This is a genomic window from Rhodoferax sp. (genome assembly GCF_011391645.1).
GTDB lineage: Bacteria > Pseudomonadota > Gammaproteobacteria > Burkholderiales > Burkholderiaceae_C > Rhodoferax.
The window spans coordinates 1-24,187 of the sequence record NZ_JAABQC010000031.1 but is presented as its reverse complement, the minus strand read 5'-3'; the positions used below and the strand labels follow the sequence as shown (position 1 = coordinate 24,187).

The window sequence follows — 24,187 nt, the reverse complement described above, 5'->3', positions numbered from 1 at the left end:
TGGCATCGTCCAGGTTTTTCTTCCAGTTGAACGATGGCGAGCAGTTGTAGGCCAGCATTTTTCCGGGGTGCTTGGCGTGCACAGCCTCGGCGAATTTGCGGGCAAATTCGAGGTCGGGCGTGCCGGTTTCGCACCACACCAGGTCGGCGTAGTCGGCGTAAGCCACGGCGCGGCTGATCGCCTGGTCCAGGCCCTTGCGTGATTTGTAAAAGCCTTCGGCGGTGCGCTCACCGGTCAGGAAGGGTTTGTCGTTTTCGTCGTAGTCGCTGGTCAGGAGGTCGGCAGCTTCTGCGTCGGTGCGGGCAATCACCAGGGTGGGCACACCGCAGACGTCAGCTGCCATGCGGGCGGCAATGAGCTTCTGGCAGGCTTCGGTGGTGGGAACGAGCACCTTGCCACCCATGTGGCCGCATTTTTTGGCCGATGCCAACTGGTCTTCCCAATGCACGCCGGCAGCGCCTGCGCGAATCATGTTCTTCATCAGTTCAAAGCCGTTGAGGACACCGCCAAAGCCGGCTTCAGCGTCGGCCACGATGGGCGCGAAGTTGTCAATGTAGCCTTTGTCGCCCGCATCGATACCGCGGGAATGCTGAATCTCGTCGGCACGGCGGAAGGTGTTGTTGATGCGTTCAACCATTTTTGGCACCGAGTCCACTGCGTACAGGGACTGGTCAGGGTACATCGAAGCCGAGGTGTTGTTGTCGGCAGCAACTTGCCAGCCCGACAGGTAAATGGCTTTGACACCAGCCTTGACCTGCTGCATGGCTTGACCGCCTGTGAGTGCGCCCAGGCAGTTCACATAGTCCTCAGTGTGGAGCAGGTTCCAGAGCTTTTCAGCACCACGGCGCGCCAGGGTGTGCTCGATGGGGAATGAACCACGCAGACGCACCACGTCGGCAGCGCTGTAGCCGCGCTTGATGCCTTTCCAGCGCGGGTTGGTCGCCCAGTCTTTTTCAAGGGCGGCGATTTGTTGTTCACGGCTCAATTGTTCGGTGAGGGCTTGTGGCATGGTGACACTCCTAAGTTGATGAAAATGTTTGGCATCTGTCGCTGCAAGCGGTCGATGTCATGAACCTTATTCTATGTCTTCTATAAGACATGGAACACATCTTATGTCTTATAGAAGACTTTTATTTAATTAAATATAATCAATTACTTAGGTTTAATCTTTCTCAATGCGAAATACATTTTCTTAAATCGCTGTAATTTAAAGTGACATTAGGTATTCATAATTCCACAATACGAAATTTTGATTTCGTATTGAGAAAAATATTATCAAGCTGAATCACATGTTCTTTGGTGTCGTTCTTCCGTTAAGCTCGGACACCCCATCCCCCGAAACTTATTAACGTTGACAACCGATCAACTGAGCAATCCTGAATGACCAAGAGCAGGCTTTCACATTTCGGCTTTCAACTGTCTGATGAAGCGAGACTGACACTTTTGCTCTGTCTGTTTTCTTTTTTCGTCACCGGCATACCGCGCGTCTTTACGTCGACAGCGACACATACCTTGCTGCTTGACCGCTACGGCGCTGAGGCCATGCCCCTCGCCTACATTCTGCAGGCGATATTGATACCCTTGGGCGGTTACTTTTACGTCCGCTTCGAGGGCAGAGTAAAGCTTCGCACATTGATCTTCGGCACTCTCGTCACCGATCTTTTGGTGCTGGCAGGCCTGTGGGCGGCCTATCAGGTCCCCGGCCTGGAATGGGTGGCTTTTGCCGGCATCGTCTGGTTTGAGGTTGAGTTTGCGCTGGTCAGCCTGATGTTGTGGGGAATGGCAAGTCAGTTGATGACACTCCGCCAGGGGAAGCGACTATTCGGGATCATCGGTTCAGGCGAGCCCACCGCAGTCATCATCGGAGGCCTTGCAACGCCGATGCTGTTGACCTGGCTGAAACCAGCGGATTTACTGTGGATGTCGGGGCTTGGGATTGCCGTCGGCCTTGGCGTGACGCTGCTCATTTTTGGCCGGTTCACTCCGCAACGCGAGCAGGAAAATGAGGAGGCCGGCATCACCAATGCGCCGGCAGGTTCGGCGATATCAGGTTGGTGGCGAGCACCTTACATCCGTATTCTTGTAACCGTGGTTTTCTTCTCGCAGTTGGTTTATTTTTTGACCGACTTCGCTTTTTACGAACGGGCCAACGCCCGCTTTCCGAACGAAAATGAGCTGGCGGCTTTCCTGGGCATGACGCAAGCGGTGATTGGCGTGCTCAGCCTTGTCACCGGCTTGTTGATTTCGGCGCCGTTGGTGAGCCGTTTCGGCCTTCGCAATGGCTTGCTCGTGCTGCCAGTGCTACTCATGACTGTCGGCATGGCGGTCGTGGTCGCCGGGCACAGCATCGGCGTTGGCAATGGCGAGTGGTTGTTTTGGCTCGTGGTTGGTGGCAAAGTGATCGATCAGTCGCTTCGCTACACCTTGGACAAGACCAGCTCGGTCACGCTTTTTCAGCCTTTCCCCGCTGCCAAACGCAACGGGCTCCAGGCAGCCATGGAAAGCATGGTTGAGCCCCTGTCAGGCGGCATTGCGGGCGTGATCTTGTACGTCCTCGCACAGTGGGCCGGTTTCACGGCATTTGGCATCAGCCATGCCATCCTGGTCGCTGCACTGGTGTGGGCGACTTGCATCTTCGCGCAACACAAAGGCTACCTCCTGGCTTTGCGCGAGGCGCTTGCGAACCGGGGACTCGGTGGGATTGACCTTGATGTGTCTGATGAAGAAAGTATTCGTGTTCTGCGGCAAGGGGTCAACAGCAAGCGCGTCGGCGAGGCCCTTTATTGCGTGAATCTGCTGGCTGAACGCGGTCAATTTGACCTACCCCTATTCAGTGCGATCCTGTCTCACCCAGAAGCTGAAGTGCGCATGGCCGGTATCAACCAAGCCGAAATAACCGGTTTGCTTGAGGCTGCGCCCCTGCTGCAAAGTTTATTGATGAGCGAGACCGAGCCTAAAGTCATTGGCGCAGCATTGCGGGCTTACGCGGCAACCGGGGCAACAGACGCGGCAGATCGGATTGCCGCTTTTCTGACATCGACATCCTTGACCGTCAGGCTGGATGCTTTTGCGGCGCTGATGCGTCATGGCGGAATCGAGGGCATGCTGGCAGCTGGCGGCCGATTCCTGGACCTGCTCAACAGCAGCTTGCCCGAGGATCGCCAGTTTGCTGCCCAAATCATTGAACGCACGGCGATGCCCCAGTTTCGTCGCCCGTTGGCTCAGCTTCTGAGTGATCCTGATGTCTCAGTTCGGCTTGCCGCCCTGCGGGCAGCAGGCAATGTGTGCAGCCCAGAACTGTGGCCACTCATTCTGGATGCTTTGTCAATCCCGGGTTGTGAACAGGCAGCTCGCATGGCGCTGGTGGCCGGGGGTGAGGCCTCACTACCTATCATTGACGACTTTATTGGAGACACAGCAGCCCCCCAAGCGTCGCGTGCCCACGCCATCACGGCCATTGGGCTGATTGGTGGCCCGCTGGCCGGCCGCTGTCTGGTCAGGCATCTGGGGGCGGCGGATCGCGCCTTGCGCCGTGTCATGTTGCGGATGCTGAATCAATGCCAGCACCATTGCTCTGAAGAAAGTCGTCCAGAAGGTCTTAGGCTCTTGAAAGAGGAAGTGAACCAGGCCGCATTGCTGGCGGCTGCCCACGCTGATCTTGCTGCAATGCGTGATGATGCATCGATTGAATTGGTCAGGCGCTCCTTGGCCTCGGAAATAGAGCAAAGGCAAGAAAGTGTTGCGCACCTTCTGGGTTACCTGTCCCAGAGCGGTGGGCTCGACAGCGCGTGGCAGTTGATCAGGTTCGGCAGCCAGGCCGATGGCGCTTATCTGGCTGAAGCAATTGAACACCTGGTACCCAGAGAACTGAAATCGGCGGTTCTTGGATTGCTGGAGTCGCCACAGGAACAGCGCCATGCGGCCCTGCTGCGCGCTATTGCGCAACCGAACCTGACAGTTGCGGCCCGACTGCGCGAACTGGGCGCCCTGCCCTCCAGTGTGATCACCCCATGGATGCGGGCATGCATTATTTTTGCCACCGTGCAGCATACTGAAATTGACGCCAACTGGCTGCATGACCTTCCGCCTGAAACCGCCCCGTTTGTCACTGAACTGCACGCATGGGCAAGTGCCCGCCTTGTGTCACCCGCTTAAAGAATCAATCGCCATGCTGATCATCGAAAAAGTTCTCATTTTGCGCACAACAAGCATTTTTGAAGCGGTCCGGGAAGAGTTCCTGGCCGAAGTGGCGCAGCGCAGTGTGCCAGTCATGCTGGACACCGGGCAAGTTCTTTTTGAGCAGGGAGAAATGGGAACCAGCCTGTTCGTTGTGGTTTCGGGGAGGTTGGAAGTGGTGATCAATGGTGTGGCTGTGAGTCAAATGGGCGAACGCGAAGTGATTGGTGAAATGGCCGCCCTGGATCCGGAGCCCCGGTCCGCGACCCTTAAGGCAACCGAACCATCCACGCTCTTGCGTATCAGCCATCAGGACATCAACATCTTGATCGCCAGCGATGTCGAGGTTGCACGCGGCATCATTGCGGTGCTGTGTCGTCGCCTGCGGCGCGCCACAACGCCTCGCGACAACTCGTAACGCCAATGCCCGGGAAACCTGGTGCGTTTTGAATGGCTGACCATCACACCGGACTGTCGATGCGGATCCAGGTGGTTTTCATCTCGGTGTACTTGTCAAACGCGTGCAGTGACTTGTCGCGCCCTACCCCGCTTTGCTTGTAGCCACCAAATGGCACGGTGATGTCGTCTTCGTCGTACTGGTTCACGTGCACCGTGCCGGCGCGCAGCGCGCGCGCCACGCCCATGGCCTTGTTGATGTCGCGCGACCACACTGCCGCCTGCAAACCATACACGCTGGCATTGGCCTGCTTGACCACATCAGCCGCATCGGTGAACGACAGCACGGAGAGCACCGGGCCAAAAATTTCTTCGCGGGCGATGGTCATGTCGGGCGTCACACCGGCAAAAATGGTGGGCTGCACGTAGCAGCCGCCGGTGTCAACCAGCGCCTGCTCACCTCCGGCAAGCAGCGCCGCGCCCTCCTGCTTGCCCAGTTCGATGTAACGCAGCACCGAGTTCATTTGCGTCTGGTCAACGATGGCACCCATCACGGTGTCGGGCGCCAGCGGATTGGCGGGCGCGTATCCGGGCACCAGCGCCAGGGCCTTCTCCAGAAACTGGTCGCGAATGCCGGCTTCGACAAACAGCCTGGAGGGGGCATTGCAGCTTTCGCCCTGGTTAAAGAAGATGCTGCCAACCGCAGCCTGGACCGCTTTGTCCAGGTCCGGGCAATCGGCAAAAACGATGTTGGGCGACTTGCCACCGAGTTCGGTCCAGGCGCGTTTGAGGTTGCTTTGCCCGGCCATCACATGAATTTGCTTGCCGACCCGGGTCGAGCCGGTAAAGGCAATGCAGTCGACGTCCATGTGCAGCGCCAGCGGTGACCCAGCTTCGACGCCATAGCCCGGCACCACGTTGAAGACGCCGGGCGGAATACCTGCCTCCAGCGCCAGTTCGGCCAGGCGCAGTGCCGTCAGGGGCGATTTTTCGCTGGGCTTGAGCACCACGGAATTGCCAGCAGCCAGCGCCGGAGCGATCTTCCAGGCGGCCATGATCATGGGGTAGTTCCAGGGCACGATGACGCCCACCACGCCCATCGGCTCGCGCTGGATCAGCGCCAGCGCGGTGCTGGCCGTGGGTGCAATCTCGTCGTAAATCTTGTCAACTGCCTCGCCGTACCAGCGAAGGCAATTGGCCGCACTGTTGACGTCGACGCTGCGGGCATACTGAATCGGTTTGCCCATGTCAAGCGTTTCCATCAAGGCAAGTTCATCAGCGTGGGCCGATAACTGGTCGGCAAATCTGATCATGACGCGCTTGCGCGCCGCCGGTGCCAGACCACACCAGCGCCGGTCTTCAAACGCCGCTCTTGCCGCCGCCACTGCCGCATCGACATCGGCCTGGCCGCAACGCGCCACGCTGGTGAGCAGGCGGCCATCGACCGGCGAAATGCAGTCAAAGGTCTGACCGTCGCGCGCGTGAACACGCGCCCCGTTGATCAAGGCCCGGCCGTCATAAGTGTGCGTTGTCATGTCTAAACCTCAAAGATAAAGGTGCCGGCAACCAAAATGGAGGTCGCCAACAAGGGTTAGCCTGGCTGCAAGGCAGCCAGCTCGGCGCGCGTGGCGGCAGCAATCTCGCGCTCGCGCCGACGCGTCTGGCGCGCCACCCAGACGCTGTAGGCCACCACCACCAGGGTGACCGACACGATCAGCAGCGTGGCCGCCGCGTAAATGGTGGGGTTGATGCCGCGCCTGGCATAACCAAAGATCACCTGCGGCAGCGTGTTGACCCCGGGGCCTGACAAGAACTCGGCGATCACCACATCGTCGAACGACAGCGTGAAGGCCAGCAAAAAGGCGGCAAGGATGGCCGGCAAAATATTGGGCATGGTGATCAGAAAGAACACCTGGAAAGGCTTGGCACCAAGATCCATCGCGGCCTCCTCGATGGACCGGTCCATTTCCAGCAACCGCGACTGGATCACCACCATGCCGTAGGCCATTCCCAGCAGGGTATGGCCCAGCACAATCGTCAGCATGCCGCGCTGCGGCCAGCCAAAGGCATTTTGAACGCCCACCATGAGCAGCAGCAACGACAGGCCGATCACCACCTCGGGCATCACCAACGGGGCATTGACCATGCCCGAGAACAGCGTGCGCCCGGGAAAGCGGCGGTAACGCACCAGCACAAAGGCGGCAAAAGTGGCCAGCACAGCAGACGCCAAACCAGCGGCGGTGGCCACCTTGAGCGAGAGCCAGAAACCGTCAACGATCTTGGTGTCACGCGTGAGCGCCTCGTACCAGCGCAGCGAAAAACCGGTGAACACCGCATCCTGACGCGTGCTGTTGAAAGAAAACACGATCATGAAGAACAGCGGCAGGTACAAGAACAGGAAGGTCAATCCCATCCACAGCTTGCCGAAATGGCGACTCAGGAAATGCTTCATGGGCTGGCCTCAGGCTTTGGGTTCGGCCGCATCGCCGGTGTAGTGGTAATAAATGCCCAGCGGCACCACGATCAGGCCAATCATCACCACTGCCAGCGCCGTGGCGCGCGGCCAGTTGTTGCTGCTGAACATTTCGTCCCAAACCACCCGGCCGATCATGATGTTCTCAGGGCCGCCAAGCAGCGACGGAATCACGAACTCGCCCACCGATGGAATGAACACCAGCATGAACCCGGCGATGATGCCGACCTTGGACAGCGGCACCGTGATCAGCCAGAACGCCTTGAAAGGAGATGCGCCCAGATCGTAGGCAGCTTCCAGAAGACGAAAGTCCATCTTGACCAGGTTGGCGTAAAGCGGCAGCACCATGAAGGGCAAATACACATAGGTCATGCCGACCAGCATCGAGACGTCGGTGTAAAGCATTTGCAACGGCTCGTTGATCAGGCCCAAACCCATGAAAATCTGGTTCAGCACGCCCTGGTCGGCCAAAATGCCTTTCCAGGCATAGACCCGCAGCAGAAACGACGTCCAGAACGGCAGCATGACCATCATCAACAGGGCCGGGCGCACGCTGGGTTTGGCGCGGGCGATGAAATACGAAAACGGGTAGCCGATCACCAGGCACAACAGCGCTGTGCACAATGCGTACCAGATTGAGCGCACATAGGCATCAACGTAAAGCGTCTGAAATAATGCGCCACCCTCGCCGGTGCGAAAAATTGACCAGTAGTTTTCGTACTTGAGGTGAAGCAGGCCGGTGCTGGAATCCCAGATGGGTTTGAACGGCGAAATGTCGTTGCCCATGTCGACAAAGCTGATGTACAGCAGGATCAGGAACGGGAACAGAAAAAACAGGATCAGCCAGACAAAAGGCACGCTGATGACAAAGCGTTTGCCGGGCATCGTCAAACTCTGAATGGCCATGGCGTGTCCTCAGTCGCGCAGCACAATGCCGGCGCCATCGTGCCACCAGAAAAACACGTTGTCTTCCCAGGTGATGTTGCTGAGGTCGTGGCGCGAGGTGTTGGCCTCGGTGATCTTGATCCGGGACCCGTTAGAGGCCTGGACAATAAAGGAGTTGTACGACCCAAAGTAGGCGATCTCCTTGACTTTGCCGGAGAACAGGTTGTGCGCAAACTCGGGCCGCTCCTTGCTGATTTCAATTTTCTCGGGGCGCACCGCGATCGACACCGGCATGTGCAGGGCGCCGCTGATGCCGTGGCCCACATGAATCTCGCCTATGGTCGTTTCAACTGCGCAACGGTCTGGCTGGTCAACGCTGAGTCTGCCGTCGAACAGATTGACGTTGCCGATGAAGTCAGCCACGAAACGGTTGGCCGGATGCTCATAAACCTCCTCGGGTGAGCCCACCTGCAGCACCCTGCCCTTGCTCATGACCGCAATACGGCCCGCCATGGTCATGGCTTCTTCCTGGTCATGAGTCACCATGACACAGGTTACGCCCACCTTTTCAATGATGTTGACAAGTTCAAACTGGGTTTGCTCGCGCAGCTTTTTGTCGAGTGCGCCGAGCGGCTCGTCGAGCAACAGCACGCTGGGCTTTTTGGCCAGGCTACGCGCCAGCGCCACCCGCTGCTGCTGGCCGCCTGACAGTTGGTGGGGTTTGCGTTTGGCATAGGGGGTCAATTGCACCAGGTCGAGCATCTCACCCACGCGCTGTTTGATGTCGTTATTGGGCAGCCCCTCGCGCTTGAGGCCAAAGGCGATGTTCTCGTAGATGTCCAGATGCGGAAACAAGGCGTAGGACTGGAACATCATGTTGAACGGGCGCTCATACGGTGCCAGCTTGGCCACATCCTGGCCACCCAGCAAAATGCGCCCTGAAGTCGGGGTTTCAAAACCCGCCAGCATGCGCAACAGCGTGGATTTGCCGCAGCCCGAGCTGCCCAGCAGGGCAAAAATCTCGCCTTTGCTGATGGACAGGTTGACTTCATCAACCGCCAGCGACTCGTCGAAACGTTTGACCAGCTTCTCGGTCACAAGATAGTCTTTTTTGGTACCCGCATCAGCCATGGTCAGCCCTTTGGTTCAGCACATCACCCCCATGATAAGAAAGGGCTGTTCATACAGCGCGTACAAACAGCCCGTTAGCGTCCTCACCGGCAGACTTTACTTGCCCTTTTTGAAGCTGTTGTAGGCATTGGCCATGGCTTCGCGGGATTCATTGCTGAAGCTGCTGGGCGGGATCATCTTGGCAAAATAGTCAGCCTCGACGAAGATCGTCTTGTTGTTGGCAATTTCCGGTTTGACCAATGGCACCCCCGCCTTGTTGGCCGTGGGGTAGTTCATCTCGTTGCTCATGAGCGCAGCATTTTCAGCACGCAGATAGAAGTCAATGAAGGCGTGGGCATTGTTGGGGTGCTTGGCATCCTTGGTGATGGCCATGGTGTCAAAGAAGATCAGTGCACCAGTGCTCGGCAACAAGGACTCGATCTCGTCCTTGGACTTGTTCTCCTTGGCGCGCGCAGCGGCAATGTTGATGTCCCCCGACCAGCCAATGACCACGCAGGCTTTGCCACCGGCAATGTCGTCGATCATGGTCGAACTGAAGATGCGCACATCCTTGCGCACCTTGGCCAGCATTTCGGTGGCCAGTTTGTAGTCAGCCGGATCATTGGAGTAAGCGTCTTTGCCAATGTAGTGCAGGGCCACGGGAATGATCTCGGTGGGTGAATCCAGGTAGGCAATACCGCAGGATTTGAGCTTGGACGTGTATTCGGGTTTAAACACCAGGTCCCAGGCGTTTTCCGGCATTGGCATTGTGCCGAGGGCCTTCGCCGCCTTGGTTTTGTTGATGCCGACCGTGGTGAAACCCCAAGCCCAGGGCACCAGGTGCTTGTTGTCGGGGTCGGTCTTGGCCGCCAGCGTGGTCATGATGGGAGCGTCAAGATTGCTCAGGTTGGGGATCTTGGTCTTGTCCAGCGCCTGCAACAAGCCGCCTTCAATCTGGGGCTTGGCAAACACCGAGCCGGGCACCACGATGTCGTAGCCCGAATTACCGGCCACCAGTTTGGCGTGCAGCGCTTCATTGGTCTCAAAGGTGTCGTAGTTCACCTTGATCCCGGTTTCTTTTTCGAACGTGGCAATCATGCCCTCGGGAATGTAGTCGGGCCAGTTGTAGATGTTGAGCACTTTTTCTTCGGTATTGACAGGCGCGGGTGCCGGGGCGCTTGCCACCGGGGCAGGAGCGGGCGCTGGCGGCTCCTCTTTTTTGCCACACCCGGCCAGAACGATGGCTGATAACGCAAACGACCAAAGGTATTTTTTCATCATGAGATCACTCCGAATAAGAGAAAAGAGGTGAAGGGGACGCGTTAGTTTAAACCTAGCAAAAACCAGACCAGCCGAATTTTTGAGGGAAACGGTTAAATCAACCCTTTTTGGGTCAATTCCCGGTGAGTCAGGTCGAGGGCCTGTCGGATCAGGCGCATCATCTCGTCGATGTCGGCACGGGTCATGATCAGCGGCGGAGCAATGATCATGCGGTCGCCCACCGCACGCATGATCAGGCCATTCTGAAAGCAATGGCGCCGGCACATCATGCCGACCGACAGGTCTGCCGCGAAGCGCTCTCCGGTGAGTTTGTTTTTGACCAGCACCAGGCCCGCGGTCAGGCCGCAGGTCTCGGCCACACCCACCAGCGGATGACCAGCAATGGCCTCAAAACATTGGGCCAAGTACGGGCCGGTGTCGTCCCTGACGCGTTGCGGCAGTTGTTCACTCTCCATGATGTCGAGGTTGGCCAGCGCCACGGCGCAGGCCACCGGGTGGCCGCTATAGGTGTAGCCATGGTTGAATTCGCCGCCCTTCTCAATCAGCACTTGGGCCACGCGGTTGCCCACCATGACGCCGCCCAGCGGGATGTAGCCGCTGGTGACGGCCTTGGCAAAGGTCACCAGGTCGGGCTTGTAGCCGAATTTTTCGTAGGCAAACCAGTGACCCAGGCGCCCGAAAGCACAAATCACCTCGTCGCTGATCAGCAGGATGCCGTATTTGTCAACAATGCGCTGAATCTCGGGCCAATAGGTGGTCGGCGGGATGATGACGCCGCCGGCGCCCTGAATGGGCTCGGCAATGAACGCGGCCACCTTGTCAACGCCAACCGCCAGAATTTTTTCTTCCAGCCAGCCCGCTGCGCGCAGGCCAAAGGCGTCGGCGCTTTCACCTGGCAGGCCATTTTCAAAAAAGTATGGCTGCTCAATGTGCGTGATGTTGGGTATGGGCAAGTCGCCTTGCGCGTGCATGCCGCTCATGCCGCCCAGCGAGGCTCCGGCCATGGTGCTGCCGTGGTAGGCGTTGACCCGGCTGATGATCACCTTGCGCTGCGGCTGGCCCAGCAGGTCCCAGTAGCGGCGCACCATGCGCACATTGGAGTCGTTGCTCTCGGAGCCGCTGCTGGAGTAAAAAACATGCTCAAAGCTGCGGTCATCCACCTTGGGCGCCAATGCCGCCAGGCGCGTGGCCAGTTTGACGGCCGGCACGTTGGTGGTCTGGAAAAAGCTGTTGTAGAACGGCAGCGCCAGCATCTGGTCGTAGGCCGCTTGTGCCAGTTCCTTGCGGCCATAGCCGACGTTGACGCACCACAGGCCGCTCATCGCATCGAGCAATTTTTCACCCTCGGAATCCCAGACGTAAATGCCCTCAGACCTGACGATCACGCGCGCGCCGCGGGTGGCCAGGTCGCCGTGGTCGGTGAAGGGGTGGATAAAGTGGGCGCTGTCCAAAGCCTGGATTTCTTGCGTGGACAGGTGCTGGGAAGATGTCATAGCGGTCATGGTGGCAGTCCTTGAGTCAACAATGGAAAAGCTGAAAATGTGGCGTCTTACACATGCAACAGCAGGTGCTCTCGCTCCCAAGGTGAAATCACCTTCATGAACTCGTCGAACTCAACCTCCTTGATTTCCGAGTACACGGTGATGAATTCCTTGCCCAACACCTCGTGCAGATCGGACTCGCGGCGCAACCAGTCGAGCGCTTCGCCCAGGCTGCGTGGCAGCGCGTAGGGCGACAGGTAGGCGTCGCCCTTCATTTCGGCCTTGGGCTTGATCTTGTTCTTGAGCCCCAGGTAGCCGCAGGCCATGGTCATGGCCAGCGCCACATAGGGGTTGGCGTCAGCGCCAATCACGCGGTTTTCGACCCGGCGCGCCTCGGGCGATGAAATCGGCGAGCGGATGCCCACGGTGCGGTTGTCGTAACCCCATTCGATGTTGATCGGCGCGGCAGTGTTGCGCGACAGGCGCCGGTAGCTGTTCACATAAGGCGCCACCAGCACCATCGCCGCCGGGATGTAGCGCTGCAGGCCGCCGATGTAGTGCATGAAGGCGTCTGAGGGTGTGCCGTCGTCATTGCTGAAGATGTTCTTGCCGGTGGCCACGTTCAGAATGCTCTGGTGCACATGCATGGCGCTGCCCGGCTCGCCGGCGATCGGCTTGGCCATGAAGGTGGCGTACATGTCGTGGCGCAGCGCCGATTCACGCACCGTGCGCTTGAAAAAGAACACCTCGTCAGCCAGGCCCAGCGGCTCGGCGTGGAAAAAATTGATTTCCATCTGGCCTGCGCCGATTTCATGAATCAGCGTGTCCACATTGAGCTCCATCTTGTCTGAAAAATCGTAAATTTCTTCAAACAACGGGTCGAACTCGTTGACCGCATCAATGCTGTAAGCCTGGCGCGAGGTCTCACTGCGGCCGCTGCGGCCAATCGGCGGGCGCAGCAGCGTGTTGGGGTCGGTGTTGCGGGCGGTCAGGTAAAACTCCAGTTCGGGCGCAACGATGGGTTTGAGTCCCTCGGCGGCAAACAGGTCGCAGACCCGGCGCAACACGCTGCGCGGGGCAAACGGGACCAGGTTGCCCTTGTGGTCAAAACAGTCGTGGATAACCTGTGCGGTGGGGTCGCTGGCCCAGGGAACAATGCGCACGGTGGATGGGTCGGGGCGCAGTTGCATGTCCTTGTCGGTGGGGTCGATCACATCGTAATAGGGGCCGCTCTCGGGGAACTCGCCGGTCACGCCCATGGCCACCACCGACTGCGGCAGGCGCATGCCCCGGTCTTCGGTGAACTTGCCACGGGGCAAAATTTTGCCGCGCGCCACGCCCGTCAGGTCGGGCACCAGGCATTCCACCTCGGTCACGCGGCGCTCGTTGAGCCATTGCTCCAGATCGTTGAAACTCATTGACTTCTTGGCATTCATGGTTTGCTCCAGGGTGTAACGTGACTGCTATTTTGCGCGTTGCGTCAAAGGCCATTGTGAATCCGAAATTGGTTCACAATCAGAGCCATTTAAACCTGCCACTTGGTGCCACTTCTGCTCACCCATGCTTTCGGAACTGTTACTGACCGAGATTGCCTGCCTGAACCAGCCCTCCCGGCTGCCGCTGCACCGCCAGTTGTATGAAGCCCTTCGGCGCGCCATTCTGGACGGCAAACTGACCGCTGGCGAGCGCCTGCCCTCCAGCCGCGACCTGACCCAGGACCTGCAACTGTCGCGCAACACCGTGGTCGCCGCCATCAACCAGTTGACAGTTGAGGGCTACCTGGTCAGTCGTATCGGCAGCGGCACCTTTGTCAGCGACAACGTGCCCAAAATGCCCGCGTACCCGCATCGGGGGGCGCCCAGCGGACAGGCCACCCTGTCCACCCGCGGCCTGTCCCTAACTAGCAGCTTTTGCGCCACCGACCTCGAGATCCAGCCGTTTACACCGGGCATCGCCGATTTCAGTGCCTTCCCGCTGGGCTTATGGCAACGCCTGCAGAACAAGCACTGGCGCATGACCTACCCCGACATGCTCGACTACAGCAGTTCGGGCGGCTACGCCCCGCTGCGCCGCGCCGTGGCCGACTACCTGCGGGTATTTCGCAGCGTGCCGCTGGACCTGGAACAGGTCATCATCACCAGCGGCACGCAGGAGTCGCTGGTGCTGTGCGCCCAGTTGCTGGCCAACCAGAGTGATGCGGTGTGGCTCGAAGACCCGGCTTATTGGGGCGCCGTAAAGGCCTTCATGGCCACTGGTTTAAATCTGCACGCGGTGCCGGTGGACGAGCAAGGCATTGCGCCCCAGGCCAGCGACAACGCCGTGCCGCCGCGCCTGATCTATGTGACGCCGTCGCACCAATACCCCACGGGTGCCGTGATGTCATTGCCGCGGCGGCATCAGATCTTGTTGCTGGCGCGCCAGCACCAGGCCTGGATCCTGGAGGACGACTACGACAGTGAGTTTCGCTTTAGCGGGCCACCCATTTCGTCGCTGGCCGGGCTCGACACCGACCAGCGCGTGATCTATTTGGGCTCGTTTTCCAAGGTGCTTTATCCGGGGCTCAAACTGGGTTACATGGTGGTTCCCAAGGGGCTCGCTGCTGCCTTCAAGCGCGCCCACTACGACCTGAATCGCCCCGGCCAGATGCCGGTCCAGGCGGCGCTGGCCGAGTTTATAGAGATGGGACATTTCGCCAGCGCCCTGCGCCGCGCACGGCAAAGTTACGCCCAGCGGCGCGCCAGCCTGCTGGCGGCGCTGCAACCCTGCCTGGGTGCGCAAGCCCAGATCACCGGCGCCGAGCAGGGCCTGCACCTGTGCCTGCGCCTGCCCGATACGCTGGACGACAAAGCGCTGGCGCAGCACATCAAGAAACTTGGCTTGACGGTGCGCCCGCTCTCTGCCTATTGCATTGAGCAGGCGCAACTGCGTGGCCTGATCATTGGCTACGGCTACGCGCCGCTGGCAGAAATCGAGCACTTTGGCCCGCTGCTGGCCCGCACCATCACCAACGCCTTGCAACGCAGCGGCGCCTCAGCATGAACCACACATCGCACGGGGTGACCGACACCTCGTATCCCTCCGGTTTCATGGTCTTGCACGGCAACCGGCTGGAAGACCTGCGCGACCTGTTGACTGAATTTTTGCGCGCACAGCCACTGCCGCCACTCACACCCGAGGTGATCCTGGTGCAAAGCAACGGCATGAAGCACTGGCTGGAGATGGCGCTGGCCGACGATGCAGCACTGGGCATTTGCGCCGCCACCCGGCTCGAGCTGCCCAGCGGTTACCTGTGGCAGGTCTACCGCAAGGTGCTGGGCGACGCGGCAGTGCCGCCGCACATGCCTTTTGACAAGGATCATCTGCTTTGGCGTCTGGTGCGCCTGTTGCCCGAACTGGCGGCCGGCAACCCGGTGTATGCGCCGCTCCAACGTTATTTGAGCGGCGACACCGACGGCCGCAAGCTCTATCAGTTGGCGCTGCAGGTGGCCGATGTTTTTGATGCCTACCAAAGCTACCGCGCCGACTGGCTGGCCGACTGGGCGACCGGCCAGGATCTGCTGCGCGACCACCATGGCCAGCCCGGCGTGCTGCCCGCCGCCCACGCCTGGCAAGCCCAGTTGTGGCGCGACCTGCGCGCCGATGTGGGGCCTGCGCTGGCCGATACCTCGCGCGCCAGCGTGCATGCGCGCTTCATGGCTGCGCTTCAGTCGCAACTGGCGCAGTGCCGGGCCACGGGCCAGCGCCCGGCGGGCTTGCCGCCGCGGCTGGTGGTGTTTGGCATATCCTCGCTGCCGATGCAAACCATCGAGGCGTTGTCGCAACTGGGGCAGGTCTGCCAGGTGCTGATGCTGGTGCAAAACCCGTGTCAGTATTACTGGGGCGACATCGTGGCCGGGCATGACCAGATGCGCGCCCAATTGCAGCGCCGCCAAGCAGTCAGGCCGCTTCCCGGTCACGGCCATCCCTTGCTGGCCTCCTGGGGCAAGCAGGGGCGCGATTACCTGCAACTGCTGGACAACTTTGACAACGTGGCGCTGTACCGGCCACACATGAGACGAGTGGAACTATTTGTTGACCCCGTAGCCGGACTGGCGCCGCCGACGCTGCTGAACCAGTTGCAGTCGGGCATTCTGAACCTGGAACCCGCACGGGGCACGCCGGATGCCAAGCGTGACGTGCAGTCGGATGACGACAGCATCAGCCTGGTCACCTGCCATGGCCCCCAGCGTGAGGTGGAGGTGCTGCACGACCAGTTGCTGGCCTGGTTTGACGCCGACCCGGCCTTGAGTCCGCGTGACGTGATGGTGATGGTGCCCGACATGGCCACGTTTGCGCCCCACATTCAGGCGGTCTTTGGCCGCTTTGCCGCCGGGCAGGCGCGGCACATTCCGTATTCGGTGGCCGACACCACGCCGCGCCAGTCACCGCTGGTGCAGGCGTTGGAGCAGCTGTTGTCGCTGCCCACCTCCCGGGTGTCACTGGCTGACTGGCTGGGCCTGTTTGAAGTGGCGGCGGCGCGCCAGCGTTTTGGTCTGAATGAGGCCGATGTGGCGCAATTACACGATTGGCTGGCCGGGGCCGGCGTGCGCTGGGGCCTGGATGCCAACCACCGAAAGGCCTGGGGTGTGCCTGCAGGCGTGGCGGGTCTGGACCAGAACACCTGGGCATTTGGCCTGCGGCGCCTGCTGCTGGGTTATGCCGTGGGCGCCGGTGCACCCTGGGGTGACACCCTGCCGCAAGCGGCGCTGAACGGACTCGACGCCGGGGCGATCAGCGCCCTGCTGGACTGGACCGGGGCGGTCAATCAAACCCTGCAGGAATTGTCGGAAAGCAAAACGCCAGCCCAATGGGGATTGACGTTGGCAAGCCTTGTCGAGCGCTTCTTTGCCGCTGCAGATGACCTTGACGAGCGGCTCATCCAGCGCTGCCTGGCCGCACTCGAAGTGTGGCTACAAGCTTGCGTCGCAGCCGAGCTTGAGACCCCGCTGCCGCTTGACGTGGTGCGCGAGCATTGGTTGTCGCAAATTGAAGAAAGCAGTTTGCAGCAGCGCTTTTTTGGCGGCGGCGTCCAGTTTGGCACCCTGATGCCCATGCGCGCCATCCCGTTCAAGGTGATTTGCCTGCTGGGCATGAACGACGGCGACTACCCGCGGCAAAAGGCAGCCCGCGACTTTGACCTGATGGGCATGAGCTGGCGCGCCGGCGACCGCTCGCGCCGCGAGGACGACCGCTACCTGTTTCTGGAAGCCATTTTGTCGGCGCGGCAAAAGCTCTTTATGAGCTGGCAGGGCCACCGCGCCACCGACAACAGCGAACAACCACCCTCGGTGCTGGTGGCGCAACTGCTGGACTACCTGCAGGCGGGTTGGCAGAGTGCCCCGCAGCCCCGGCAACAACCCCTGCAAGCGTTCTCGGAGGCCTATTTTTTGCAGGATTCGCCGTATGCCACCTACGCCTCAGACTGGGCACGGGTGCATGAGCAGCCCCAACCCCAAACCGCCCAGCCATCAACAGCGCCAAACCCGCCGCACGCCGCCCTGGCCGCACCCACCTGCCTCACGCTGGCCGACCTGCGGCAACTGCTGCGCCAGCCGGTCGAGGTGTTTTTCAAGTCGCGCCTGCGGGTGCGACTCGACACGCTGGAAGAGCTGGAACAAACCGAGGAACCCTTTGCCCTGGACGGCCTGGCACAGTACCAAGCGGGCCAGTCCTTGCTCGATGCCAATGACATGGCTGCGGCGCTGGAGCAGCTGACGCTCTCGGGCCAACTGCCGATGGCCGCCTTTGGCCTGCGCCTCGCCACTGAACTACAGGAAAAAACGCAAGTGGTGCTGGATCGGCAAAGCGAATGGACGCTGCGTTACCCGCACCCTCTGCCAGCGCAGTCGATTGACTTGCAGATTGCAGGTATCAGCCTCACCGGCACGCTGGAGGGTTTGTACAGCGGCGAGGCCGGCTGGCTGCTGCGCCATCAGCGCGTCGGCGCGGTGCTGGAGGGCGACAAAGAGGCCCGCACGGCACGCGCCCATGTGGTGGTTAGCTTGTGGCTGCACCATCTGGTGGCCTGTGCCAGCGCCATGCCGCTGACCAGCGTGCAACTGGGACTGGACGGCCAGGTGTGCTTTGCCCCCCTGCCCCAAGACGAAGCCCTGCGCGTTTTACAGAAACTGGTCAGCGCCTATCTGGCGGCCTGGGAGCGCCCACTTCCGGTGGCCTGCAAAACAGCCTGGGCCTTCCTGCAAGTCCAGGCACAGGTCGCCCGGCTGGCCACAACCGATCCCGACAAGGAGCCAAAGGACCCGCATGACGCAGCCCAAGCCGTTTTTGAAGGGACGCACCGCGCCGGTGAGCGCATCGAGTCAGCCTACCTGGCGCGCGCGTTCGAGAGTTATGACGACATCGAGTCCGAGCTGCCCATCTGGGCCGAGTGCTTGTACGGCGACCTGGCGCGGCACCTTCAACTGAGCCCAAGCGAGGGCGTCAACCCATGAGCGCCATCCAAAAGCTCAATCCCCTGACCCTGCCGCTCACCGGCCTGCAGGTGATCGAGGCCTCGGCCGGCACCGGCAAAACCTGGACGCTGGCCGCGCTCTATGTGCGCCTGGTGCTGGGCCATGTGCCAGGCCACAGCGGCCTGGGCCAGGGCCTGTACCCGCCGCAAATTCTGGTCATGACCTTCACCGATGCCGCCACCGCCGAGCTGCGCGGGCGCATCCGCACACGCCTGGCACAGGCGGCGCGCTACTTTCATCACGGCGAGCAGCCGGGCTTTGAAGTCGATGATTTTCTTCGCGCCTTGCGCTCCGAGATTACAGAAGCGCAATGGCCCGCCTGCGCGGATCGGCTGGACATAGCCGCCCAGTGGATGGACGAGGCCGCCATCTTTACCATCCACGGCTGGAGCAGCCGGATGCTCAAAACGCACGCTTTTGACAGCGCCAGCCTGTTCCAGCAAAGCCGGGTTGAAGACAGCCAGCAGCTCAAGCTGGCTGCCGTGCAAGACTATTGGCGCAAGTGGTTTTACCCGCTGTCGGCTGACCAGCTGGGCGCCCTGCAAGCCGTGGGCAATTCCCCGCAGGATCTGCTGGATCAACTGGGACCACTCTGGGTCAAAGAGGACAAGGCACCGCATTCAGCCACCGCGCCGGAACTAGGAGCCTGGGCGGCAGAGCGTTCTGCGCAGGTAAAAGGAGGAGCCCGCAGGGCGGGGGACACGCAGCAGAACGCTCTGCCGCCCGGGCTCCTAGCGCCCGATGTCATCATCCGGGCTTGGGAAACCTGGCAGCACCAGCAGCAGGCGCTGGCATCCACCGCACGGCTCGCCTGGACGCCGGAGCTGGTGGCGCTGGTCAATGACGCCGCCGCGCGCAAGGCCCTCAAGAACTACCGGGCCAATTGGCTGCCAGGCTGGCTGGCGCAAATGGCGGCCTGGCAACAAGGCGAGTCCATCAAGCTCGACACCCTGCAGCGTTTTGCAATGTCACGCCTGCTGGAAAGTGGCTGGGCCGAGGCCGCGCAGCACAGTGCTTTTGCCCACACCGAAGCCCTCTGCATGCATCTTGCCGCCGAACCGCCAGTGGCCGAACAGTTGCTGGCCCACGCTGCCTTTGAGGTTGGTGCGGCCTACCGGCAGGCCAAAGCCCGGCTGGCGCAATTTGATTTTTCTGATCTGCTGCAACACCTGTACCACGCGCTGCAGGCCCCGGATGGGCGCCTGGCAGACGCCATTCGGCAGCAATTTCCGGTGGCGCTGGTCGACGAGTTTCAAGACACCGACCCCTGGCAGTACGGCGCGCTCGACAAAATCTATGGCACGCCGGGCACCACATCGGAGGCCGGGCACGGCACCGGTCTGATCATGATTGGCGACCCCAAACAGGCCATTTACAGCTTTCGCGGCGCCGACCTGGCCACCTACCTGAGCGCGCGCCAGCAGGCCCAGGCCATTCACACCCTGTCGGGCAACTTCCGCTCCACCGAAGGCCTGGTGGCCGCCGTGAACCATGTGTTTGCCCACGCCGTCAAACCCTTTGGTGACGTGCCTTATGAAATGGTCACCGCCTGCAACGCCAATGTGCAGCCGCTGCAAGTGGCCGGCCAGACCCAGGCCGCCATGACCGTCTGGCACCTGCAGCACGCCAAAATGCCGCGCAAGCCGGTGCAATTGCGTCAACTGGCCGAGGTCTTTGCCAGCCAGATGGTGCGCCTGCTCAACGAAGGCGCCGCCCCACCCGGCGCCATGGCGGTGCTGGTGAAAAACTGGGTCGAGGCGCGTGCCATTCGCAACGCCTTGTCCTGCCGTGGCGTGCGCAGCGTGTATTTGTCAGAGCGCGACAGTGTGTTTGCCACCGCGCAGGCCACCGACCTGTGGCGCATTCTGCGGGCCGTGGCGAATCCGCGTGATGCCCAATGTGTGCGTGCCGCGCTGGCCACAGCGCTTTGGGGTCTGCCCTGGATCGATCTTGAAAACTTGTTTCAGGATGAACTCGCCTGGGACGCTTTGAGCGAACGTTTTCATGCCTGGCAAAAAATCTGGCAACACCAGGGCTTTTTGCCGATGCTGCACCAACTGCTGCATGAGCAGTTCATTGCGGCGCGGCTGCTCAACCCGGACGACGCGGCCAACACGCAGGGCGAGCGCCAGCTGACCAACCTGCTGCACCTGGGCGACTTGCTGCAAACCGCCAGTCTGGGTTTGCAGGGCGAAGGCGCCTTGCTGCGTTACCTGGAAGATCAATTGCGCGACCCAAAGGCCAGCGGCGACACGGCGCAATTGCGCCTTGAAAGTGATGCCGACCTGGTGCAGGTTATCACCCTGCACAAGGCCAAGGGGCTTCAATACCCGCTGGTGTTCCTGCCATTTGTGTCGAACTACCGGCCGGCTGACAAGGCTGAAGACGAGCCGCAGCGGCTGGCCGAAGACATTCGCCTGCTCTACGTGGCGCTGACCCGTGCCGAGCAGGCCGTGTGGGTTGGCATCACCCCCACCCGGGGCGATGTGTATGGCAACAGCCCAAAAATCAAAAGTGCGGTGTCGGCGCTGCTCGGCCGCCAAGCCCCGGGTGATCTGGCGCAGTGCCTGCAAGGCTGGGCCTGCGAGCACATTCTGGTGCAAAACGCCCCCGAGCCCGAGGCCACGGCTTATACCCCGCAGGCTTGTGCCAAAGCCTGGAAACCGGCCCTCACCGCCCGGCGCCAGCTGCGCAGCCGCTGGTGGAGCGCCAGCTTTAGCGCCTTGACACGTGATGTGGCGCCAGCAGCACCGGCCCAGAACGCCGGGTCTGAACTGGACGAACGCCAGGGCGACGCACAAATCGACAACGCGCCACACCAGATCAACGACGAGCCAGCCCAGCCCGAGCTGCTGCCCCTGCCCTTTAACGCTTTCAAGGCTGGCAGCCAATACGGCACCCTGCTGCATGATCTGCTGGAATGGCAAGCAGACAAGGGCTGGCCCGCAGCACAAGACAACCCGCCCACAGCGCTCGTCGGCGAGTGGCAAAACCTGCTGATCCGAAAAGCGCAAGGGCTCAAGCTCGACGACGCCGAGTGCGCGCTGCTGACCCCCTGGGTGCAAGCCATCATCAGCACGCCCTTGCCCATGGCGGCTGCGTCTGACTTTGTACTGGGCCGCCTGAACGCTGACGATTTTTGGGCCGAAATGGCCTTCAACTTACCGGTCAGGTCGCTGGGAAGTACCCAGCTCGACCGCCTGATCGGCCAACATGTGCTGCCCGGCCAGACCCGGGCAGCGCTGCAGGCGCGGCAGCTGGAGGGCATGCTCACCGGCTTCATCGACCTGATGCTGGTGATTGAGGGCCGCTACTACGTGCTCGATTACAAGTCCAACAAGCTGCCCGGCTACGACCCGGCGCAACTGAAGCAGGCCATTCTGGCGCACCGCTATGACGTGCAATACACGTTGTATTTGCTGGCGCTGCACCGGCTGCTCAAGTCACGCTTGGCCGACTACGACTACGACATGCATGTAGGCGGTGCGCTGTATTTGTTTTTGCGCGGCATTGACCAGCATGGCGCCGGCCTGTATGTTGACCGGCCCCCCAAAGCCCTGATCGAGGCACTGGATGCGGCGTTTTCCGGCTCACGGGAACACACTGACCCGACCAGGGCTACACCATGAGCGGCACAGAAATCAACCCCGGCTTGCCGCCCTTGACCGGGCTCGACAAAGCCTTTGCCAGCTACCTGCAGCAGGTGCAGCCCAGCCCCGAGCCCCAGCACACCGCACTGGCCGCGCTGGTGAGCCACCAGTTCGGCTTGGGCCATGCCTGCCTGGATTTGACGACGGTCCAGCCCGAGTTGCGCCAAAGCGCCGCCAGCCTGCCGTGGACAGAAGGCACCAACAGCCCGCTGGTGCTGGACGGCCAACGCCTGTACCTGCGCCGCAACTGGCAGGCCGAGCAAAGCATCCGCGCGTCGATTGCCGCCCGGCTTGCCCAGCCCTGCCCTTCCCCGGTCAATCTGGCCGATTCTTTGGCGCAACTTTTTACGCCAGAGACTTCCCCAATCTCAGACCCGGATTGGCAAAAAGTGGCTTGTGCGCTGGCCGCGCGCAAACGCTTCACCCTCATCACTGGCGGCCCCGGCACTGGCAAAACTACCACCGTGGTGCGCCTGTTGGCCCTGCTGCAAGCCGACCCGGCGCGCCAGCACACGCCCTTGCGCATCGCGCTGGCGGCCCCAACTGGGAAGGCGGCCGCCCGGCTGGGCGAATCGATTGCCTCAGCGTTGCAAAAGCTGCCCGCGGCCATGCAACAGCACCTCCCGCCCCAGGCCGTCACACTGCACAAACTGCTGCAGGTGCGCAGCAACCTGGCGCAAGACGCCGTGCCCGAGTTGGCCGTGGACCTGGTCGTGGTGGACGAGGCCTCGATGATCGACCTCGACATGATGGCCCGCTTGCTGGCAGCGGTGCCGCTCACCGCCAGCCTGATCCTGCTGGGCGACAAAGACCAGCTGGCATCGGTCGAGGCCGGTGCCGTGATGGGTCAACTGTGTGCCGGTGCCGACCTGGGCAACTACACGCCCGACACGCTGGCCTGGCTGGCGCAAACCACCAACACCCATTTAAACGCCTGGGCCGGCCAGGGCTCGGCACTGGCGCAGCAAACCGTCATGTTGCGCTTCAGTTACCGGTTTTCTGGCGACAGTGCCATTGGCCAATGGGCTCGGGCCGTGAATGCCGGTGATGTTACGGGCGTGGAACAACTCTGGCGCCAAACCCCAAACTGGCAAGCCACCAAAGCCACCAGCGTCGACCGCCTGCAGCCCGGCCAGCCCCAGGATGCGCGCCTGACGGCCCTTTTTAAACACGGCTGGGCATCCTGGCTGCAAACCCTGCTGCCCCTGAAAACAGCCGCGTGCAGCGACACCCAGGCGCTGGCCGCCCTGAATGAATTTACAAAATTTCAGGTGCTGTGCGCGGTGCGCGACGGGCCCTGGGGCGTGAACCACCTGAACCAGCGCATTGCCAGCAGCCTGGGCCTGCCCGTTGAGGGCTGGTACACCGGCCGCCCGGTCATGGTGACCCGCAACGACTACAACCTCAAACTGATGAATGGCGACGTGGGCCTGTGCCTGCCCCACAGCCACGGTTTGCGCGTGGCCTTCCCCAACGGGCAAGGCGGTATCCGCTGGATATTGCCTTCGCGGTTGGACGCAGCCGAGACCGTGTTTGCCATGACCGTGCACAAATCACAAGGCTCCGAATTTGAGCATGTGGCCCTGGTGCTGCCCGACCGGCCGGTGGCCGTGTTGACGCGCGAACTGCTTTACACCGGCATGACGCGGGCCAGGGACCGACTGACGCTGGTGGTGCCGCAGACACAGGTGCTATGGCACGCGGTGGCAGTCAAGGTGCTGCGCAGTGGCGGGCTGACTGAGCTGTGAACCGCATGAAGCCAACGACACTATGCCCCGCACCGGAAATTTCTGAGGGACTCTCAGCTTTTGGTGTCTTTTGACGATCTTGGATTCAGCCGGTCACTCAACTCAACTCACCTCCTCCAAGTTAAGACTTCTTGCCGTTTGCCGACCTGCTTGACAGGCACCCTGACCGGCAGCTGCCGCTGCGCATCGGTCCTTTGCGTGCCTGCATCCACGGAAACACAGCAAAGGCCAATTGCCCCGCCAGTCCCACCTGGTGTGGCAGTTGTGCATACAGTGCCAGGTGCTCCGCCAAGCTGCGGCCGGCCAACAGCGTCGACAGACCTGCCTCGGCCAGCATCAACAGCAAGAAGGCGATGGCACCCATCGCCGCCGCCGAAGGGGGCAACAGCGGCCAGCGCCGCAGGATGCGCGCGCAGACCAGCCAGGCAATGGTCAGGATCACCGGCAGTTCCACCAGCACTGCGCCGAGTTCGCC

At 61.2% G+C, this 24,187-nt stretch carries 15 protein-coding genes; 6 read left to right on the top strand and 9 right to left on the bottom strand.

The genetic code is table 11. From position 1 onward, the window contains the following. The coding region (gene aceA / locus GPS82_RS06095) for an isocitrate lyase (protein WP_296492186.1) at positions 1-1,009 on the bottom strand (1,009 nt) is incomplete at its 3' end. 371 nt (positions 1,010-1,380) lie between these two features. On the opposite strand from aceA, the gene GPS82_RS06090 reads away from it, so the two are divergent. Together GPS82_RS06090 and GPS82_RS06085 are read left to right on the top strand one after the other, a co-directional pair. Next, complete coding sequence (locus GPS82_RS06090) at positions 1,381-4,155, top strand: Npt1/Npt2 family nucleotide transporter (RefSeq protein WP_296492185.1); 2,775 nt, start codon at positions 1,381-1,383, stop codon at positions 4,153-4,155. A 13-nt stretch (positions 4,156-4,168) separates the two neighbouring features. Further along, positions 4,169-4,594, top strand: a complete 426-nt coding sequence (locus GPS82_RS06085) for a cyclic nucleotide-binding domain-containing protein (RefSeq protein ID WP_296492183.1) — start codon at positions 4,169-4,171, stop codon at positions 4,592-4,594. 43 nt (positions 4,595-4,637) lie between these two features. Here GPS82_RS06085 and GPS82_RS06080 read toward each other — a convergent pair whose 3' ends face one another. The 7 genes from GPS82_RS06080 to GPS82_RS06050 form a co-directional block, all read right to left on the bottom strand. Then, the gene (locus GPS82_RS06080; protein WP_296492182.1) at positions 4,638-6,107 is read right to left on the bottom strand and encodes an aldehyde dehydrogenase; all 1,470 of its coding nucleotides are present in this window, start codon (positions 6,105-6,107) and stop codon (positions 4,638-4,640) included. 56 nt (positions 6,108-6,163) lie between these two features. Beyond that, positions 6,164-7,024 (bottom strand): ABC transporter permease subunit, encoded by an 861-nt coding sequence (locus GPS82_RS06075; protein ID WP_296492180.1) that lies wholly within the window; start codon positions 7,022-7,024, stop codon positions 6,164-6,166. A gap of 9 nt (positions 7,025-7,033) precedes the next feature. Next, positions 7,034-7,951: an ABC transporter permease gene (locus GPS82_RS06070; protein ID WP_296492178.1), complete on the bottom strand. Its 918-nt coding sequence runs from the start codon at positions 7,949-7,951 to the stop codon at positions 7,034-7,036. 9 nt (positions 7,952-7,960) lie between these two features. Continuing rightward, positions 7,961-9,061: a polyamine ABC transporter ATP-binding protein gene (potA, locus tag GPS82_RS06065; protein WP_296492175.1), complete on the bottom strand. Its 1,101-nt coding sequence runs from the start codon at positions 9,059-9,061 to the stop codon at positions 7,961-7,963. Positions 9,062-9,157: 96 nt separating this feature from the next. Then, positions 9,158-10,318: an extracellular solute-binding protein gene (locus tag GPS82_RS06060; protein ID WP_296492189.1), complete on the bottom strand. Its 1,161-nt coding sequence runs from the start codon at positions 10,316-10,318 to the stop codon at positions 9,158-9,160. Positions 10,319-10,413: 95 nt separating this feature from the next. Then, positions 10,414-11,823, bottom strand: a complete 1,410-nt coding sequence (locus GPS82_RS06055; protein ID WP_296492173.1) for an aspartate aminotransferase family protein — start codon at positions 11,821-11,823, stop codon at positions 10,414-10,416. 47 nt (positions 11,824-11,870) lie between these two features. Next, positions 11,871-13,238 (bottom strand): glutamine synthetase family protein, encoded by a 1,368-nt coding sequence (locus GPS82_RS06050; protein WP_296492170.1) that lies wholly within the window; start codon positions 13,236-13,238, stop codon positions 11,871-11,873. 124 nt (positions 13,239-13,362) lie between these two features. Between GPS82_RS06050 and GPS82_RS06045 the strand changes: the two genes are divergently transcribed. Genes GPS82_RS06045 through recD form a run of 4 tightly spaced genes read left to right on the top strand, consistent with a single transcriptional unit; the run spans position 13,363 to position 23,712 of the window. Then, positions 13,363-14,841, top strand: coding sequence for a PLP-dependent aminotransferase family protein (locus GPS82_RS06045; protein WP_296492167.1), 1,479 nt, complete (start codon positions 13,363-13,365; stop codon positions 14,839-14,841). Beyond that, positions 14,838-18,293 carry an exodeoxyribonuclease V subunit gamma gene (gene recC / locus GPS82_RS06040; protein WP_296492165.1) on the top strand — a complete coding sequence of 1,152 codons (3,456 nt, stop codon included), beginning with the start codon at positions 14,838-14,840 and terminating at the stop codon, positions 18,291-18,293. The genes GPS82_RS06045 and recC overlap by 4 nt, the downstream gene beginning before the upstream one ends. After that, positions 18,290-21,943: an exodeoxyribonuclease V subunit beta gene (gene recB, locus GPS82_RS06035; protein ID WP_296492162.1), complete on the top strand. Its 3,654-nt coding sequence runs from the start codon at positions 18,290-18,292 to the stop codon at positions 21,941-21,943. The genes recC and recB overlap by 4 nt, the downstream gene beginning before the upstream one ends. Continuing rightward, positions 21,940-23,712, top strand: coding sequence for an exodeoxyribonuclease V subunit alpha (gene recD, locus GPS82_RS06030; RefSeq protein WP_296492159.1), 1,773 nt, complete (start codon positions 21,940-21,942; stop codon positions 23,710-23,712). Before recB ends, recD begins: the two co-directional genes overlap by 4 nt. Before the next feature lie 121 nt (positions 23,713-23,833). On the opposite strand, the gene GPS82_RS06025 is transcribed toward recD, so the two are convergent. Next, positions 23,834-24,187, bottom strand: a 354-nt coding sequence (locus GPS82_RS06025; RefSeq protein WP_296492157.1) for a hypothetical protein, incomplete at its 5' end; no start/stop codon positions are given.